This window comes from Pseudomonas sp. GW822-FHT02E03, assembly GCF_058802325.1.
This window is the reverse complement of the sequence record NZ_JBXAOA010000004.1, coordinates 1-17675: the sequence shown is the minus strand read 5'-3', so window position 1 is coordinate 17675 and position 17675 is coordinate 1. Positions and strand designations below refer to the sequence as shown.

At 58.8% G+C, this 17675-nt stretch carries 13 protein-coding genes; 11 read left to right on the top strand and 2 right to left on the bottom strand.

The window, feature by feature from the left end; all coding sequences use genetic code 11:
- Positions 1 to 14 precede the first annotated feature (14 nt).
- Positions 15 to 491, bottom strand: a complete 477-nt coding sequence (locus tag AC1RQB_RS04310; protein ID WP_063343893.1) for a PAS domain-containing protein — start codon at positions 489 to 491, stop codon at positions 15 to 17.
- Between the two features lie 103 nt (positions 492 to 594).
- On the opposite strand from AC1RQB_RS04310, the gene AC1RQB_RS04305 reads away from it, so the two are divergent.
- From AC1RQB_RS04305 to AC1RQB_RS04270, 8 genes are all read left to right on the top strand, one after another.
- Entirely contained in the window at positions 595 to 1050 is a 456-nt protein-coding gene (locus tag AC1RQB_RS04305; RefSeq protein ID WP_063341526.1) for a flavodoxin, read from the top strand.
- A gap of 218 nt (positions 1051 to 1268) precedes the next feature.
- Positions 1269 to 2051: a class II aldolase/adducin family protein gene (locus tag AC1RQB_RS04300; RefSeq protein ID WP_008070530.1), complete on the top strand. Its 783-nt coding sequence runs from the start codon at positions 1269 to 1271 to the stop codon at positions 2049 to 2051.
- Entirely contained in the window at positions 2052 to 2954 is a 903-nt protein-coding gene (locus tag AC1RQB_RS04295; RefSeq protein WP_063341525.1) for an alpha/beta fold hydrolase, read from the top strand. It begins immediately after the preceding gene.
- Between the two features lie 110 nt (positions 2955 to 3064).
- The gene (locus AC1RQB_RS04290) at positions 3065 to 3976 is read left to right on the top strand and encodes an SDR family oxidoreductase (RefSeq protein WP_063341524.1); all 912 of its coding nucleotides are present in this window, start codon (positions 3065 to 3067) and stop codon (positions 3974 to 3976) included.
- 899 nt (positions 3977 to 4875) lie between these two features.
- Positions 4876 to 6669 carry a DUF1302 domain-containing protein gene (locus tag AC1RQB_RS04285; protein ID WP_008070525.1) on the top strand — a complete coding sequence of 598 codons (1794 nt, stop codon included), beginning with the start codon at positions 4876 to 4878 and terminating at the stop codon, positions 6667 to 6669.
- A gap of 23 nt (positions 6670 to 6692) precedes the next feature.
- Complete coding sequence (locus tag AC1RQB_RS04280) at positions 6693 to 8060, top strand: DUF1329 domain-containing protein (protein ID WP_063341523.1); 1368 nt, start codon at positions 6693 to 6695, stop codon at positions 8058 to 8060.
- 140 nt (positions 8061 to 8200) lie between these two features.
- Entirely contained in the window at positions 8201 to 10759 is a 2559-nt protein-coding gene (locus AC1RQB_RS04275; RefSeq protein WP_063341522.1) for a LuxR C-terminal-related transcriptional regulator, read from the top strand.
- A gap of 171 nt (positions 10760 to 10930) precedes the next feature.
- On the top strand, positions 10931 to 13342 hold the full coding sequence (locus AC1RQB_RS04270; protein ID WP_207267227.1) for a dermonecrotic toxin domain-containing protein: 2412 nt from the start codon (positions 10931 to 10933) through the stop codon (positions 13340 to 13342).
- 27 nt (positions 13343 to 13369) lie between these two features.
- On the opposite strand, the gene AC1RQB_RS04265 is transcribed toward AC1RQB_RS04270, so the two are convergent.
- Positions 13370 to 14161: an IclR family transcriptional regulator gene (locus AC1RQB_RS04265; protein ID WP_063341520.1), complete on the bottom strand. Its 792-nt coding sequence runs from the start codon at positions 14159 to 14161 to the stop codon at positions 13370 to 13372.
- A gap of 163 nt (positions 14162 to 14324) precedes the next feature.
- Between AC1RQB_RS04265 and hmgA the strand changes: the two genes are divergently transcribed.
- From hmgA to maiA, 3 genes are read left to right on the top strand one after another with little or no spacing between them, the layout of a single operon-like run.
- Positions 14325 to 15629, top strand: coding sequence for a homogentisate 1,2-dioxygenase (hmgA, locus tag AC1RQB_RS04260; protein WP_063341519.1), 1305 nt, complete (start codon positions 14325 to 14327; stop codon positions 15627 to 15629).
- Positions 15630 to 15631: 2 nt separating this feature from the next.
- A complete protein-coding gene (fahA, locus tag AC1RQB_RS04255; RefSeq protein ID WP_063341518.1) occupies positions 15632 to 16936 on the top strand; it encodes a fumarylacetoacetase in 1305 nt (434 codons plus the stop codon).
- A 12-nt stretch (positions 16937 to 16948) separates the two neighbouring features.
- A complete protein-coding gene (gene maiA / locus AC1RQB_RS04250; protein WP_063341517.1) occupies positions 16949 to 17584 on the top strand; it encodes a maleylacetoacetate isomerase in 636 nt (211 codons plus the stop codon).
- Positions 17585 to 17675: the final 91 nt, after the last annotated feature.

The following is a 17675-nucleotide window of genomic DNA, read 5'->3' as shown; positions in this document are numbered from 1 at the left end:
GTAGTAAGTGACCACTAATTCGCAGATTGGTTTGAGCCGTTCGTCGTTTTGAGTGCGACAATTTCTGCCTGTGCCTCGGCCAATTGCGCTTCCAGCTGCGCGACTCGCTGCTGCGCCTTGACCTGAACCGTGACGTCTTTCTGCACCCCGACGAAATAGGTTTGTCCGTCGTTCGGGTTTTTTACCGTGGAAAGCGACAGTTCATTCCAGAACGGCGTGCCGTCCTTGCGATAATTCCTGAGGATTTCCCGGCAGGAGCCGCCACTGCCCAACGCTTGGCGAATCAAGGCGAGGGCTGGCTGATCCCGGTCTCCTGCCTGCAAAAAACGGCAATCCTGGTAGAGGATTTCTTCGCTGGTATAACCCGTCAGGCGCTCGAATGCCGGGTTTACGTAAATCAGGATGTTGTCCTGTCCGCCTTCCTTTTCGGCAATCACGATGCCGTCGTTGGAGGCGTCGATCACCATTTGCAGCAGTTGGGCATTGATCATCGCAGAGTCCTTTGCGTATTGATTGATACGCTGCATTCTAAAAGATCAATGAAGGCGGTGCTGTTAATATCTCCTACTTTTATTTAGATTCAGGATCAGATTGATGAAAGTCGCCATCCTTTCCGGCTCGGTGTACGGCACGGCTGAAGAAGTCGCCCGTCACGCTGCAAGCATTTTGAACGCCGCCGGTTTTGAAACCTGGCACAACCCCCGCGCGACACTCGCCGATGTTCTGGCGTTTGGCCCCGAAGCGTTTTTGGCGGTGACCTCGACCACCGGCATGGGCGAGTTGCCGGACAATCTGCAGCCGTTGTATTTCGCCATCCGCGATCAGTTGCCGGCGGCCTGGCGTGGTTTGCCGGGCGCGGTGATCGGTTTGGGCGATTCCAGTTATGGCGACACGTTCTGCGGCGGCGGCGAACAAATGCGTGAATTGTTCGGCGAACTGGGCGTGCGTGAAGTCCTGCCAATGCTGCGCCTGGACGCCAGCGAAACCGTAACGCCGGAAACCGACGCCGAGCCTTGGTTGGCAGAACTGGTCAGCGTTTTGCGGGGCTGACTTGTGGGAGCGAGCCAGCTCTTGATAGCGGCGGGTCAGGCAACATCCACAAGTTCGTGGGTGCCTTGACAATGGATCCAGATTCACCCGCGCACTGACTCGCTCGGCCATCAAGCTGGCTGCCAATGCAACTACACGAAGTCCGGGGGCTGACTAGACTGCTGTAACGCAGCAAAAAACAATAAAAACCCAGAAAAATAAAAAAGAGAATCCTTGCCGTGAGCGTAGCCCCCGTCCAATCGCCACACAGCATCAAAGACAAAGTCAGTGCCGCCGAATGGCAGACCCGCGTCGATCTGGCCGCCTGTTATCGTCTGGTCGCCTTGCACGGCTGGGACGATCTGATTTTCACGCACATTTCGGCCAAGGTGCCGGGCACTGAAGACTTCCTGATCAACCCGTTCGGGCTGATGTTCCATGAAATCACCGCGTCGAGCCTGGTCAAGGTCGATCAGGCCGGCAACAAGCTGATGGACAGCCCTTACGAGATCAACCCGGCGGGTTACACCATCCACAGCGCCGTGCATGAAGTCCGTCATGACGTCGTGTGTGTACTGCACACCCACACCGCGGCGGGGGTGGCGGTATCGGCACAGAAGCAGGGCATCTTGCCGATCAGTCAGCAGTCCTTGTTCGTCCTTTCCAGCCTGGCTTATCACGCTTATGAAGGTGTTGCGCTGAACCATGAAGAGAAGGCGCGACTGCAAGCCGATCTTGGCGAAAACAATTTCCTGATGCTGCACAACCATGGCCTGTTGACCTGTGGCGGCACCATCGCCGACACGTTCCTGATGATGTTTACCTTTCAGCGCGCCTGCGAAATTCAGGTACTGGCGCAGAACGGTGGTGCGGAGCTGATCGCCATCGAACCGCAGATTCTGGCAGGCGCCAAGGCGATGATCGCCGGTGTCACCAAAAGTGCTCAAGGGATGGGCGGCGCGCTGGCCTGGCCGGCGCTGCTGCGCAAACTCGATAAACAAGACCCGGGTTATAAACTCTAAATGGCCCTCGCCGAGATTCCGCTATGTGTCTGGCGCAAGCGCGGCCAGACGTTCGTATTCGGCGGTCAGACCCTGCGCTATTGGGCCGCGGGGCAAGGCGAGCCGCTGTTACTGATCCATGGCTTCCCAACGGCCAGTTGGGACTGGCATTACCTGTGGCAGCCGCTGGCGCAGCGCTATCGGGTAATTGCCTGCGACATGCTCGGCTTCGGCGATTCGGCCAAACCGGTGAACCACGACTACAGCCTGCTGGAACAGGCCGATTTGCAGCAGGCCTTACTGGCGCATCTGAACGTTGACCAGCCCGTTCATATTTTGGCACACGATTATGGCGACAGCGTGGCCCAGGAACTGTTGGCCCGGCACTATGAAACGCGCGCTGATATCGCCAGTTGCGTGTTCCTCAATGGCGGGCTGTTTCCCGAAACCCATCGTCCGGTATTGATGCAAAAACTCCTGCTCAGCCCCTTCGGCTGGATGATCGGGCGAGCCTTTAGCCGTGACGCGCTGGTGAAGAGTTTCCAGCAGATCTTTGGCCCACAGACCCGGCCCACCGAAAGCGAACTGGATGATTTCTGGAGCCTGGTCAGCAGCAATCACGGGCAACGGATCATGCACAAACTCATCAGTTATATCCCGCAGCGCCGTGTCCAGCGTGAGCGTTGGGTCAGCGCCATGCAGCGTGGCGAGGTGCCGCTACGGGTCATCGATGGCGAGGTCGATCCGGTTTCCGGCGGGCACATGGTGGCGCGCTATCGGCAACTGATTCCCGCCCCGGATACGGTCCTGCTGCCTGAGATTGGCCATTACCCGCAGATCGAAGCACCGGCGCAGGTACTCAAGCACTATCTGGAATTTCGCGATCGGCTGGTTTCACCTCCGCGCAAAGCGGCCTGTTCCTGACTATCCCGCTGCCTTATTGCGCACCATTCAGCCGCCCCCGTGTTCATTGTGACCGGCATCGCTGTGGCTGACACTCGCACTCCTTGTCCCTTGGCCTGCTGGAGTTCCCCATGAATGAGTCTGTGCGCTTCGAAGATAAAGTGGTGATCGTCACCGGTGCGGGCGGTGGATTGGGGCGGGCGCACGCGCTGTTGTTCGCAAAGCAGGGCGCCAAAGTGCTGGTCAATGATCTCGGCGGTTCGGCTCAAGGCGAAGGCGCCAATGCATCGGCTGCCGATCGTGTGGTCGCAGAAATTCGCGAAGCGGGCGGCACCGCCGAAGCCAACCACGATTCCGTCACCGACGGTGACAAAATCGTCCAGCATGCACTCGACACTTTTGGCCGTGTCGATGTCGTGGTGAACAACGCCGGCATCCTGCGGGACAAGACCTTTCACAAAATGGACGACAGCGACTGGGACCTGGTTTACCGCGTCCACGTCGAAGGCGCCTACAAGGTCACCCGCGCCGCCTGGCCGCACATGCGTGAGCAAAACTATGGCCGTGTGATCTTCACTGCCTCGACCTCGGGTATCTACGGCAACTTCGGTCAGTCCAACTACGGCATGGCCAAACTCGGCCTCTATGGCCTGACCCGCACCCTCGCCATCGAAGGCCGCAAGAACAACATTCTGGTCAACGCCATCGCCCCGACCGGCGGCACCCGCATGACCGAAGGCCTGATCCCGCCACACGTGTTCGAACAACTCAAACCGGAACTGGTCAGCCCGCTGGTGGTGTACCTGGCCAGCGAACATTGCCAGGAAACTTCGGGGCTATTCGAAGTGGGTGGCGGCTGGATGGGCAAAGTGCGCTGGGAGCGCAGCCTGGGCGCCGGGTTTGATCCGCGGGTTGGTTTTTCGCCGGAAGATGTCGCGGCGCATTGGCAGCAGATTTGTGATTTTGAGGGGGCAGCGCATCCGAAGGACAATATTGAGGCGCTGAAGGAAATGATGGAGAACTTGCAGAAGTATTCCATCTGACTGCGCGACATCTGCCGGGCTTGCCTTGATGCCAGTCAGTTAACAGAGATCCGGAAGTTGAAGAACCATTGTGGCGAGGGAGCATGCTCCCGTTGGACGGCGAAGCCGTCCCAAAAGCGACGGCTGCTGCGCAACCGAACGAGAGCAAGCTCCCTCGCCACAGGTACGATGTTCCTCTCTTGAAAATTTAACTGACTGGCCTTGGCTTGCTCTGAGCACTGCCTTCACCCCCGATGATTCCCCGCCTGAAAAGCTTCCGCCCATAAAAAAGGCCGCTGCAAACGCAGCGGCCAAAGCAAGACGTGGATCAAGGAGCAATAAATCAACGTCAGTGAACACGGGGCGATGAGTTGAAAAAGTACGCTTCAAATCATCTGGATTCTGTCGCCAACGGGGTGGGGCATCATCCCCGTCGCTTCATGCTTTCAGGCCGTTTGCCGTGAAAGCCCGGCAAGAATAAGGGCTTGAGCGCAAAGGAAAAATAGCGATTCCAGACATGCACTGTTGCAGGCTGGGCAACAGTCTCTGGCTGACCCCTGTAGCAGCTGCCGAAGGCTGCGTTCGGCTGCGAAGCAGTCGCAAAATCAGGCTCTGTGTTCTGTCAGGCTCACTGTGGATTCAGGGTTTACGACTGCTGCGCAGCCGAACGCAGCCTCGCGAGCTCGGCAGCTGCTACAAGCGAACGCAGCCTTCGGCAGCTGCTACACACCCTATTCAACCCGCGTCCCATGCGCTGCGCTGATAACCCTCCATCCAGCCCATCCATACCCCGCGCAAACCCCCGTCCCATGCGGGCATTCATCCTTTGGAGGGACAACGCGAATACCTCCTTGGTGCGCTTATCGCTCCCGGCGTGCGGCAGTAGGGTGGGGCCTTCTGTCACTCACCGGGGAAGACGCATGACAAAAACAACAATGCGCGCCATCTTCAAACCGCAAGCGCTGGCCGCTGCGGTGGCCTTGGGCTGCTGTGCCCAGGCGCAGGCTGTTTCATTCAACATCGGCGAAATCGAGGGGCAGTTCGATTCCTCGTTGTCCGTCGGCGCGAGCTGGGGCATGCGCGATGCCGACAAGTCACTGGTGGGCACCGTCAACGGCGGTACCGGCCAGTCTTCGACCGGTGATGACGGGCGCCTGAACTTCAAGAAAGGCGAGACCTTCTCCAAGATCTTCAAAGGTATCCACGACCTGGAATTAAAATACGGCGACACAGGCGTGTTCGTCCGTGGCAAGTACTGGTACGACTTCGAGCTGAAGGACGAAGACCGCGAGTTCAAACAGATCAGCGACAGCGGTCGCAAAGAAGGCGCCAAGTCTTCGGGCGCACAGATCCTCGATGCATTCGTCTATCACAACTATTCCATCGCCGATCTGCCGGGCACCGTGCGCGCCGGCAAGCAGGTGGTCAGCTGGGGTGAAAGTACCTTCATCGGCAACTCGATCAACAGCATCAACCCGGTCGACGTTTCCGCATTCCGTCGTCCGGGTGCGGAGATCAAGGAAGGCCTGATTCCGGTGAACATGCTGTTCGCTTCCCAGGGCCTGACCGATCAGCTCACGGTGGAAGGTTTCTACCAACTGGAGTGGGATCAGACCGTTCTCGACAACTGCGGCACTTTCTTCGGCGTCGACGTGGCGGCGGACGGCTGCAACAACGGTTATACCGTCGGCAGCCCGGCGATTGCCCCGTTGGCGCCGCTGGCGTCAGCCTTTGGCCAACCTATCCAGGTCACCCGTGAGGGCGTCATCGTGCCCCGTGGCGGCGACCGCGATGCCCGGGATTCAGGGCAGTGGGGCACCGCCTTGCGTTGGCTCGGTGACGACACCGAATACGGCCTCTACTTCATGAACTATCACAGTCGCACACCGACCGTTGGCACCTCCACCGCCGGGCTGTCGACACTGGCCAGCCTGCCGGGCATGGTCAGCATTGCCAACCGTCTGGCCCCGGGCAGCGGCTCGGGCCTGGCCCAAAGCGTGATGCTCGGGCGCGGCCAGTATTACCTCGAATACCCGGAAGACATTCGTCTGTACGGTGCGAGCTTCTCCACCACTTTGCCCACCGGTACTGCCTGGACCGGCGAAATCAGCTACCGGCCCAACGCTCCGGTGCAGGTCAATACCAACGACCTGACTCTGGCATTGCTTAACCCGATCGCCGGCGGCGCGGCATCGCCTGTCGCGACCCGGCCAGGTGCCGACAACACGGGTTATCGCCGCAAGGAAGTGACCCAGGTCCAAAGCACCCTGACGCACTTTTTCGACCAGGTATTGGGCGCCCAACGGCTAACCCTGGTCGGTGAAGCCGCGGTGGTACGAGTCGGTGGTCTGGAGTCGCGGAGCAAGCTGCGTTACGGCCGTGATTCGGTCTACGGCCAGTACGGTTTCGGTGGCGATACCGACGGCTTCGTCACCTCTACCTCCTGGGGCTACCGCGCCCGGGCGATCCTCGATTACGCCAACGTGATCGGCGGGATCAACCTCAAACCCAACCTGTCCTGGTCCCATGACGTCGCCGGCTACGGTCCCAACGGGCTATTCAACGAAGGCGCCAAGGCGGTCAGCGTCGGTGTCGATGCCGATTACCGCAACACCTATACCGCGAGCCTCAGTTACACCGACTTCTTCGGCGGTGACTACAACGTCCTGGAAGACCGTGACTTCCTGGCGCTGAGCTTCGGTGTGAACTTCTGATCTGGCTGAGAAGGATGATGTTAATGCGCAAGATGATTCTGCAATGCGGCGCCCTGGCCCTGAGCCTGCTGGCCGCCAACGTGATGGCGGCGGTCTCGCCGGAAGAAGCCAACAAGCTTGGCAACACACTCACGCCGTTGGGCGCCGAGAAGGCCGGCAACGCCGACGGCTCGATCCCGGCCTGGACCGGTGGCATCCCGAAAAACGCCGGCGCGGTCGACAGCAAAGGCTTCCTGGCTGACCCGTTCGCCAGCGAAAAACCGTTGTTCACCATTACTGCTGCAACCGTTGATAAGTACAAGGACAAGCTTTCGGATGGCCAGGTGGCGATGTTCAAGCGCTACCCGGAAACCTACAAGATCCCGGTCTACCCGACCCATCGCACCGTGGGCCTACCGGCGGAAATCTACGAGTCGGCCAAGCGCAGCGCGCTGAATGTGAACAGCATCAACGACGGTAACGGCCTGGCCAATTTCACCGGCAATCGCTATTACGCATTCCCGATTCCGAAGAACGGCGTCGAGGTGCTGTGGAACCACATCACCCGTTATCACGGCGGCAACCTGCGCCGCATCATTACCCAGGTGACCCCGCAGACCAACGGCAGCTTCACGCCGATCCGCTTCGAGGAAGAGATCGCCGTACCGCAATTGATGAAGGACCTGGACCCGGAAAAAGGCGCCAACGTGCTGACTTTCTTCAAACAGTCGGTGACCGCGCCGGCACGCTTGGCGGGTAACGTGCTGCTGGTGCATGAAACCCTCGACCAAGTGAAAGAGCCGCGTCTGGCGTGGATCTACAACGCCGGTCAGCGTCGGGTACGACGCGCGCCCCAAGTGGCCTACGACGGGCCGGGCACCGCCGCTGACGGCCTGCGCACGTCGGATAACTTCGACATGTTCTCCGGTGCGCCGGATCGCTACGACTGGAAACTGATCGGCAAAAAGGAAATGTACATCCCCTACAACAGCTACAAACTCGACTCGCCGAGCCTCAAGTACGATGACGTGGTGAAGGCCGGGCACATCAATCAGGACCTGACCCGTTACGAGTTGCACCGGGTCTGGGAAGTGGTCGGCACGGTCAAGTCGAGCGAGCGGCACATCTATGCCAAACGCCATATGTACCTCGACGAAGACAGCTGGCAAGTGGCGCTGGCGGATCACTACGACGGTCGCGGTCAACTCTGGCGAGTGGCTGAAGGTCACGCCCAGTATTACTACGATCACCAGACGCCGGCCTACACCCTGGAGGCGCTCTACGACATCATCGCCGGCCGATACATTGCCTTGGGAATGAAGAACGAAGAGAAGCACAGCTTCGAATTCGGCTTCGACGCCAAGTCTGCGGACTACACCCCATCGGCCCTGCGCGCCGAGGGCGTTCGGTAAGGGTTTTGATACATTGGCATCACCAGAGGCGACCTGCGGGTCGCCTTTTTTATGGGCGCCAATCAGCGTCCTGAATACTTCTCAACAAGCGGGTTACAGAAGGCTACGGTGGCCGGACAATTATAAAAAGGCACGCCGCAATGACCGCCATGACTCCGTGTCTGGACCGTTCTGGATTCCTGCCCCGCCTGTCCTCTCATCACCTGTCGCGGGCTCGTTTAAGCGAGCCGTTATTGGCTTCGACGGCCCGGGTGAAATTACTCTGCGCACCCGCCGGCAGTGGTAAGAGCGCGTTGCTCGCCGAATGCCTGTTGCAGGCGCCAACCCAATGCCGGGTGCATTGGTTGCCATTGTCTGGCGTGGCGTGGAGCGCAGCGGATTTTCGTCAGCGTCTGGCAGAGACGTTGGGGCTGGCCTCATCGGATGAAACCGGGTTGCTGGGCGATCTGGCGCGATTGCAGACGCCTGCCTGGCTGTTTCTCGATGACTACTGCCGTCTGCCGAACCCGGAGCTGGATCAGTTACTGGATCGCATGCTGGCGATCAGCAGCCCGATGCTGACCTGGTGGCTGGGCGCCCGCCGCCGGCCGCAATGCAACTGGCCAAGGTTGCTGCTCGATGATGAGTTGTACGAGTGCGAGAACGCTTCGCTGGCTTTCACTCAAGGTGAAGTCGAGCAGATATTGCAGCCCTGGGTACCCGAGCAAACCGGCAAGGTGGCGAGTCGGATTATCCAGCGCACCGGCGGCTGGTGTGCCGGTGTACGGATTGCATTGCTGCACAAGTGCGACTGGTCACGTCAGGACAACTCCCTGGGACGGGCGGCCACCTTGCTCGATTACCTGGAGCATGAGTTGTTCAGCTCGCTGACACCTGAGTTGAGCGAGGCCTGGCGCGTGCTGGCCCACTTGCCCCGCTTCAATGCCCGGCTGTGCGATCACCTGTTCGGAGCCGGGGAGGGCGCTCAATACTTGCGGACCTTGCAAGCGCTGGGCTGTTTTATCGAACCTTGGGGGGACTCCAGCGACTGGCTGCAGATTTTCACCCCGTTCACGCAGTTGTTGCGCGATGAGCAATGGCCGGCGGGACGCTCTTGGCATCGGCGTGCATGCCAGTGGTTCTGTGCTGAACAGGACTGGAAATCGGCCTTCGAACAGGCATTGCTCGCCGAGGAATACGAAGTGGCGGTCAGCCTGTTGCAGCACTTCAGTTTCGAGCACTTGTTCGAAGAGCAAATGGTCGTGCTGTTGCTGCGTTTGCATGAGCAGCAAGGCGAAGAACTGACGCTGGGGAGCCCGCAGTTGGTGGGCTTGATTACCGCTGCGCTGTTGTTCGCCGGGCGTTTCGAACTGGCAACTGCCTGCATTGCTCATTTGGCGCATTTCACGCCTCAACCCTCGGCGGTGCTTCAGCGTCAACTGATTGCACGCTGGCAGGCCCTGCAGGGTTGGCTACTGCATTTGCAGGGACGAATGGAGACTTCACGCGCGCATTTCCTTGATGCGTTGAGCGCGCTCGATCCCGAATGCTGGACGGCGCGCCTGATGTGTTTGTCCGGTCTGACGCAACAGGCCTTGCTAAGGGGCGAACTCGATGTGGCACATGCACATAACCGCGAGGCGCTGTGCCTGGCGCGGGGGCAAGGTTCGCTGGTGTTCGAGGGCTTGATGGAGCTCGATCATGCGCAATTGCTGGAGCAACGGGGGGCGGCGGTGCGGGCTGAAAGTGTACTGACCAATATGTACGAGCTGCTCTGCCAGCAGACAGACCGGCCTATACCCTTGCTGGGACGCATTGATCTGCGACGTGGACGACTGGCGTTATGCATGGGGCAGGAGGAAAGGGCGGCCGAACTCTTTCAGCGCGGGCTGGACGACTGTCTGCGCAGCCATGACAAGCGTGTGCTCTATGGGTTTCTCGGCCTGGCACAACTGGCGGCTAATCAAGGCGATTATGCTCAGGCATTTGTGCGCTTACGCGATGCCGAACGGCTGATGCAGCAGCGGCTGATTCCGGAAACTGTTTACCGGGGGGTGCTGTTGCAAGTCAGTAGTCATTTCTGGTTGCAACAGGGGCGTGCCGAATTGGCGTGCGAGGCTTTGAGCCGGGTGCTCAATCACTATCGCGGGCCGCAGGCACAGCAGGCGCCACCGGCCACGCTGGAGCTGATCCCACGCATCGAATATTTGCTGATTCTCGCCAAGGTTCGGTTGGAGCACGATGCGAGTGATGCCGCAGCACAGCTCGAATCATTGATGGAGCAGGCACAGGCGCGCGAAATGTGGGCACTCGCCACCGAACTGCAACTGGCCCTGGCTGAAGTGCTATGGCTTGAGGGGCAAACTGCTAAGGCCATTGATGCATTGCAGGAAGGAGAACGCAATGTGGCGCGGTATCAGACTCGCCAGTTGTTAAGTGAATTGCGCCAGCGTCAGCCGTTATTGCTCAATGAGCAAGCCACTCTTCTAGCTTCTGATCAACTTTGCATGCGGACAGGTGAAACAGACACATTAAGTCAGCGTGAACTACAAGTGCTCAAGCTGATTGCACAGGGCCATTCCAATCAAGAGATTGCCGAGGTGCTGTTCATTTCATTACATACCGTCAAAACTCACACACGACGCATACATGCGAAGTTGCGGGTTGAGCGCAGGACGCAAGCGGTGGCCAAGGCCAAATTGTTAGGGCTGTGGAACTGATCCAGAATACGGAGAATATATAATTGTTTACTTCATATTTATATTGTGGGTGAAGTTACAAGCGGTTTAAGTCGTAAATGCCTGGTATTACTTGGATGTTTTCATATTGAGCTGCCCCTGAATTAATTTGGTTAGGCGAGTTTCTCGCTCCATTTTTTGAAAGGGTGACAAATGAATATTATGAATACCTCTATTCCCCCCGCGAATCGTCCCCAATGGCTTGAGCAGGTCAGTATTACCAACCAACTTCATTATGGGGGGCTGGAACAGCAGTTGATTGCAAACAGGGTCGATCTGGAAAGACAACTTAGAGGGCATATCAATGTACAGGTTTATGCTCGTAACCTGGCCAGCCAGTTTCTGCAGCTGGAATTTGACAGCAGCCTTGATCCCGACACTCTTATGACCATCAGCCAATACGAGTTCGACGAGGCCGACTGCAAAATCAGACAGGAAGACAAGCGTTCTCTGACAGATTTATTGTTGTGGGGCCTACACGAGAAAGGTCGGCGTGCAAGTATCACGCTTGAAGGCGAAGGCATTCCTATCGGATTGAATCAGCAATGGCTGGAGGAAAACTGGAACGGGGACGTCCGTGCGTCATATGGCCGGGATTTGCGCGCCGCTTACGAGCGCAGTGCTGTGCTCGCCGCCATGAAAAATGTCACCCGGGATCAGTTATTGCTGAGTGCATTTACCGCGAAGCTTCGCGGACATCTCAACGACACCAATCTTCAGCGGATCGAGCTTGCCGTCAATGGCTATACGAACATGACGCTGGCGCCATTGACGCTCATGGGTGACGGCGTTCGGAACACTCGACCGTTCGCGGAGCTGGTTGCCATTGGAAGCCGCAGCCCCAGCCAGGATGACTGGCTCCTGTATGCACCGGATTCGCCTGGTGGACAGGACTGGTATGAGTTGCCGGGTTTCAGGCAACTTGACGGCGAGATCTGCAGCTGGATGGCCAAGCCAGAGGGGCAAGCCTATCTGGTCTGGCGATCCCATGCGCTGGATCGCGAAGTGATCGCCGGTTATCTGAAAAAGATCTCACAACGACCTGATCTATGGCGTGGTATCCAGCCGGTGCCAACCCCTTACACAGGACCCGAGGTGCTAAATACGGTTGTTTTCAATCATCGAGCCTGGCTGGTGGCACAGGAAGAAAGCCAAACGCCCTATTACTATCGCACCGCATCCGATGAGTTGCGTCAGACGTTTACGCGCATCAACACTGAGCTTAAGGCGCTCAAAACCGTTGAGGTCCGCGAGGGTGGCTTTATCACCTATGAGCGTTTTTGCCATCAACTGATCAAGCAGCGTGTGGAAGAAATCCTGCTGGGCAGAGGTGACGTAGTCGCGATTGATCCTGATCGGATTTACGTGCAAATCAGTCATGAACAACAGATGACACTGACTCGGTTGATTGCCGATGAAACGCACTTCTACGCTGGTAACGCCGATCGGGACAAGTATCCGCGTTTTACGATGGCAACAGATCACCCGCCACTCGACAAACTTGATATCCGCGATATCGCCGGTTGGTCGAGAACGTTGCGCGCGGGCGAGCAGTACATTGATATGTTGCGCACGACTCATGTTAATCGCTCCCATCCCGAAGGCATCTTCAAGCGCAAGATTTACATGGGCATCATGAAACGTCAGATGACCGTGGCAGCGATGCAGGCGCTGTTCACCGGATGTTTGACGAGGAAACACTTCGAGGAGCTGAAAAAGGTAATTGCGGCATTCGATCATCCGCAACTAGCCTGGCCGGTGGGCGAGGCACCTGGCGATGTACCTCACAGTGCTCTGTTTAAACTCCATCTCAAGAAGCGCCTGGTAGTCGGGGTATTTGTTTTCAGGCTGCGTATCGCCGGGACGATCGAGCAATACCTGTTCACGCCTGATGCTCCGGATGGTTATGAGATACGACCATTCAAGGACTTTGTAAGTGCGGTGAAAACCCGTGGTCTGGGTGATTACCTCTACGACCGTGTGCACGAGAAGTATCAGCCGGGCGTGGGCGCTTATTTGACCGATCTCGAACAATTGGCCCACTTCACTGAGGCACCGGAACTGGAGCGCAACAGTCGGGTCACGGATCTGTACGACTGTTATAGCGACGTGGTGTACAAGATCATTTCGGATGTTGATGCGAAAACACAAAGCCTTGAAGAAATCATCACCGGCCTGGTGTACAACGCCGTCCTGACAGCCGTCAGCGTCATCGGCATTGTCTATCCGCCAGTTAGTATTGCCTTGAGCGCAGCCTTGCTGACCAAGAATCTGGTGCAAGGCGCCGAGGCTTACTCGGAGGGCAATCGGGCCAAGGCCCTGATCCATTTCAGGGATGCGCTGATTGAGTTGGCGCTGTTGGGCAAGGCAGGATATGTGGGTTCGCAGCCCACCAAAATACAGAAAGATCTGATCGGATTATTGGGGGATGTATACACCGTGGAATGGTTTTTCTCCCAAGCCACAGGACAGCCTCGACTACATGAACGGGTGCTGGAGGTGATTCAGCAGGTTCTCGACGATCCTCAAAGCGCTACCAGCAAAACCACCATTATCCAGCGTTAATGACGGTCCGCTGGTTTTGCGTCTGGCTCAGCGACTGAGATCATCAGCCTGATACCCCATCCGCCAACTCACGGCCCGCGTCGCCGCCAACAACCGCTGCGCCGCCGGGCCGTTTTCATCGGCATGGAACAACGAGGCCGGGCCGACGATGGTCATCACCGCGGCCACCTGCCCAACCGCATTGAACACTGGCGCCGACAACGCATCCACGCCGGGCATCAGCAGGCCGTGAACATGGTGCAAGCCGCGTTCGCGGATCTGCTCGCACAATGTGGTGTAAGCCTGCTCATCGGCCAACGGATGAACGTCGACGGCGCGAACTTCGAGAACGCGCAACTCATCGGTTTCGCGGTGGGGCAAATAGGCACTGAACACCAGCCCGGTCGACGAGCTGAGCAACGGCAGCACCGAGCCCAATTGCGTGACCACCGTCACTGCCCGCACTGCCGGTTCGATGTGTACCACCGTCGCGCCCTGATTGCCCCACACCGCCAAAAAACAGGTCTCATTCAAATCGTCGCGCAGTTCGGCCAGGGGCAGGGCGGCGACTTTCAGCACGTCCATACTGTTCAGAGCAGCCAGACCGACCCGAAGCGCCTCACGGCCCAGGCCGTAATGGTTGGTGGCGGGGTTCTGCTCGGCAAAACCGCTCGCGATCAGCGCCTGTAGATAGCGGTGAACCTTGCTCGCCGGCATCTGCACGTGTTCAGCCAGGCGCGACAACGAGGTCGATGGCGACAGCTCGGCAAGCGCCTTGAGGATGTCGGTGCCGACCTCGGCCGAGCGGACTTTCTGTTTACCGTTGCTTTCGCTGGTCATGAGGCGGTGTGATCCCGGGACGAATGGGCGTCTTTATAGCTTGACGGTCAATACCAATCAAATTACGTTATGCGTAATCGAATTACGATAAAAATAACCCAGGCGTGCCAAGGTCTCTTCAGCAGAGTGACAGGCCATTGCCAACTCCCGTTCAGGAGGCTCCATGAACCTCGATTCAACGGCGCCAGCGCTGGCTTATCAGTCAGGCTTTGGCAACGAATTCAGCAGCGAAGCGTTGCCCGGCGCACTGCCCGTCGGCCAGAACTCCCCGCAAAAAGCTCCTTACGGTTTGTACACCGAATTGTTCTCCGGCACTGCGTTCACCATGACTCGCAGCGAAGCACGGCGGACCTGGATGTACCGCATCCAGCCGTCGGCCAATCACCCGGCATTCGTCAAACTGGATCGGCAACTGGCCGGTGGCCCATTGGGTGAAGTGACCCCCAATCGCCTGCGCTGGAATCCGTTGGATATGCCGACCGAGCCCACCGATTTCATCGACGGGCTGGTGAGCATGGCCGCCAACTCGGGCGCAGAAAAACCGTCCGGGATCAGTATTTATAACTACCGCGCCAACCGTTCCATGGAACGCGTGTTCTTCAACGCCGATGGCGAACTGCTGCTGGTGCCGCAACTGGGTCGCCTGCGCATCGCCACCGAACTGGGCGTGCTGGAGCTGGAACCGCTGGAAATCGCCGTCCTGCCTCGCGGGCTGAAATTCCGCGTCGAACTGCTCGACCCGCAGGCCCGCGGCTACATCGCCGAAAACCATGGCGCCCCTCTGCGTCTGCCGGACCTGGGGCCGATCGGCAGTAACGGCCTGGCTAACCCGCGAGACTTCCTGACGCCGGTGGCCCATTACGAAAACCTCAAGCAACCGACCACCCTGGTACAGAAATTCCTCGGCCAGTTATGGGGTTGTGAGCTCGATCATTCGCCGCTGAACGTGGTCGCCTGGCACGGCAATAACGTGCCGTACAAATATGACCTGCGCCGTTTCAATACCATTGGCACGGTCAGTTTCGATCACCCGGATCCGTCGATTTTCACCGTCCTGACCTCGCCGACCAGCGTGCATGGTCTGGCCAACCTCGACTTCGTGATCTTCCCGCCACGCTGGATGGTCGCCGAGAAGACATTCCGTCCACCGTGGTTCCACCGCAACCTGATGAACGAATTCATGGGCCTGATCCAAGGCGAATATGATGCCAAGGCCGAAGGTTTTGTGCCTGGCGGTGCGTCGTTGCACAGCTGCATGAGCGCCCACGGCCCCGACGGCGAGACCTGCACCAAGGCGATCAACGCGGAACTGGCGCCGGCTAAAATCGACAACACCATGGCTTTCATGTTCGAGACCAGCCAAGTGTTGCGCCCGAGCCGATTCGCCCTCGATTGCCCGCAACTGCAAAACAATTACGACGCCTGCTGGGCCACACTGCCCGCGACTTTCGACCCGACCCGGAGATAACCATGACTCAGACTTCCATCACTCGTAGCTGGGTTGCCTCCGCCAACGGCCACGCTGATTTCCCGCTGCAAAACCTGCCGTTGGGCGTGTTCAGCGTGAAGGGCTCCGCGCCGCGCAGTGGCGTGGCGATCGGCGACCATATCTTTGATCTGGAAGCGGCACTGGATGCCGGGCTGTTCGACGGTGTTGCAAAGAAAGCAGTCGAAGCCACCCGTGGCGGTCAGTTGAATGCGTTTTTCGAACTGGGTCGCGAGGCACGCGTCGCCTTGCGTGAACGCTTGATCGAGTTGTTCAAGGAAGGCAGCACCCTGCACGGCAAGATCGAAGCCCAAGGCGCCAAACTGCTGCCGCTGGCGGCGGATTGCGAAATGCACTTACCGGCGAAGATCAACGATTACACCGACTTCTACGTCGGCATCGAGCACGCGCAGAATGTCGGCAAACTGTTCCGCCCGGACAACCCGTTGCTGCCGAACTACAAGTACGTGCCGATTGGTTACCACGGCCGTGCCTCGACCATTCGCCCGTCCGGCACTGACGTTCGCCGTCCCAAAGGCCAGACCCTGCCGGCCGGCCAGACCGAGCCGACGTTTGGCCCGTGCGCACGTCTGGACTATGAACTGGAGCTGGGTATCTGGATCGGTCAGGGCAACGCGATGGGCGACTCCATCGCCATCGGTGACGCCGCCGACCACATCGCCGGTTTCTGCCTGCTTAACGACTGGTCGGCGCGGGACATCCAGGCCTGGGAATATCAGCCGCTGGGTCCGTTCCTGTCCAAGAGTTTCATCACCAGCATTTCGCCGTGGGTGGTGACGGCCGAAGCGCTGGAGCCGTTCCGTCGTGCGCAGCCTGCGCGCCCGGAAGGCGATCCGCAGCCGCTGCCGTACCTGTTCGACAAGCGTGATCAGGCCGCCGGTGCCTTCGACATCGAACTCGAAGTGCTGCTGCTGACCGAATCGATGCGCGAGCAAAATCTGCCAGCCCATCGCCTGACCCTCAGCAACACCCAACACATGTACTGGACCGTCGCACAAATGGTTGCGCATCACAGCGTCAACGGTTGCCAGTTGCAGGCCGGTGACCTGTTCGGTTCGGGCACGCTGTCCGGTCCTGAAAACGGTCAGTTCGGCAGCTTGCTGGAAATCACCGAGGGCGGTAAGAAGCCGATCGAACTGGCGTCGGGCGAGGTGCGTAAGTTCCTTGAGGACGGCGACGAAATCATTCTGCGCGCACGTTGCAGCCGCGAGGGTTTTGCTTCCATCGGTTTCGGCGAATGCCGCGGCAAAGTGCTGCCCGCGCGCTAAGAGGATCGTGTCATGGAACTCTATACCTACTATCGTTCGACCTCGTCTTACCGGGTGCGTATTGCGCTGGCGTTGAAGGGGCTGGATTACCAGGCGCTGCCAATCAACTTGATCGCGCCGCAAGGTGGCGAACATCGGCAGCCGACCTATCTGGGCATCAACCCCCAAGGCCGGGTGCCGGCCTTGCGCACTGATGAGGGCGAGTTGCTGATCCAGTCACCAGCGATCATCGAATACCTGGAGGAACGTTATCCACAGGTGCCATTGCTGTCCAAGGACCTCGTCGCCCGTGCCCATGAGCGTGGCGTGGCGGCGGTGATCGGCTGCGATGTTCACCCCCTGCACAACGTCAGCGTGCTCAATCAGCTTCGGCAGTTGGGGCACGATGAGCCGCAGGTGGTTGAGTGGATCGGTCACTGGATCAGCCAGGGGTTGGCGACGGTGGAGCAATTGATCGGTGACACCGGTTACTGCTTTGGCGATCAACCGGGGCTGGCGGACGTCTATTTGATCCCGCAGTTGTATGCGGCCGAGCGCTTCAATATTTCCCTTGAGGCCTACCCGCGAATTCGTCGAGTGGCGGCATTGGCGGCGACACACCCCGCCTTCTTCCTGGCCCATCCGGCAAATCAGCCCGACACCCCTTAATGGCTCACATAGACCTAATGTGGGAGCGGGGGGGGGGGGGGGGGGGGGGGGGGGGGGGGGGGGGGGGGGGGGGGGGGGGGGGGGGGGGGGG

What these genes read in the sequence shown, in the direction of transcription:
- AC1RQB_RS04280 (WP_063341523.1), top strand. Translation starts at nt 6,693, where the DNA reads ATGCGCAAGATGATTCTGCAATGCGGCGCCCTGGCCCTGAGCCTGCTG.
- maiA (WP_063341517.1), top strand. Translation starts at nt 16,949, where the DNA reads ATGGAACTCTATACCTACTATCGTTCGACCTCGTCTTACCGGGTGCGT.
- AC1RQB_RS04310 (WP_063343893.1), bottom strand. Translation starts at nt 491, where the DNA reads ATGATCAATGCCCAACTGCTGCAAATGGTGATCGACGCCTCCAACGAC.
- AC1RQB_RS04270 (WP_207267227.1), top strand. Translation starts at nt 10,931, where the DNA reads ATGAATATTATGAATACCTCTATTCCCCCCGCGAATCGTCCCCAATGG.
- hmgA (WP_063341519.1), top strand. Translation starts at nt 14,325, where the DNA reads ATGAACCTCGATTCAACGGCGCCAGCGCTGGCTTATCAGTCAGGCTTT.
- AC1RQB_RS04295 (WP_063341525.1), top strand. Translation starts at nt 2,052, where the DNA reads ATGGCCCTCGCCGAGATTCCGCTATGTGTCTGGCGCAAGCGCGGCCAG.
- AC1RQB_RS04290 (WP_063341524.1), top strand. Translation starts at nt 3,065, where the DNA reads ATGAATGAGTCTGTGCGCTTCGAAGATAAAGTGGTGATCGTCACCGGT.
- AC1RQB_RS04305 (WP_063341526.1), top strand. Translation starts at nt 595, where the DNA reads ATGAAAGTCGCCATCCTTTCCGGCTCGGTGTACGGCACGGCTGAAGAA.
- AC1RQB_RS04265 (WP_063341520.1), bottom strand. Translation starts at nt 14,161, where the DNA reads ATGACCAGCGAAAGCAACGGTAAACAGAAAGTCCGCTCGGCCGAGGTC.
- AC1RQB_RS04285 (WP_008070525.1), top strand. Translation starts at nt 4,876, where the DNA reads ATGACAAAAACAACAATGCGCGCCATCTTCAAACCGCAAGCGCTGGCC.
- AC1RQB_RS04275 (WP_063341522.1), top strand. Translation starts at nt 8,201, where the DNA reads ATGACCGCCATGACTCCGTGTCTGGACCGTTCTGGATTCCTGCCCCGC.
- fahA (WP_063341518.1), top strand. Translation starts at nt 15,632, where the DNA reads ATGACTCAGACTTCCATCACTCGTAGCTGGGTTGCCTCCGCCAACGGC.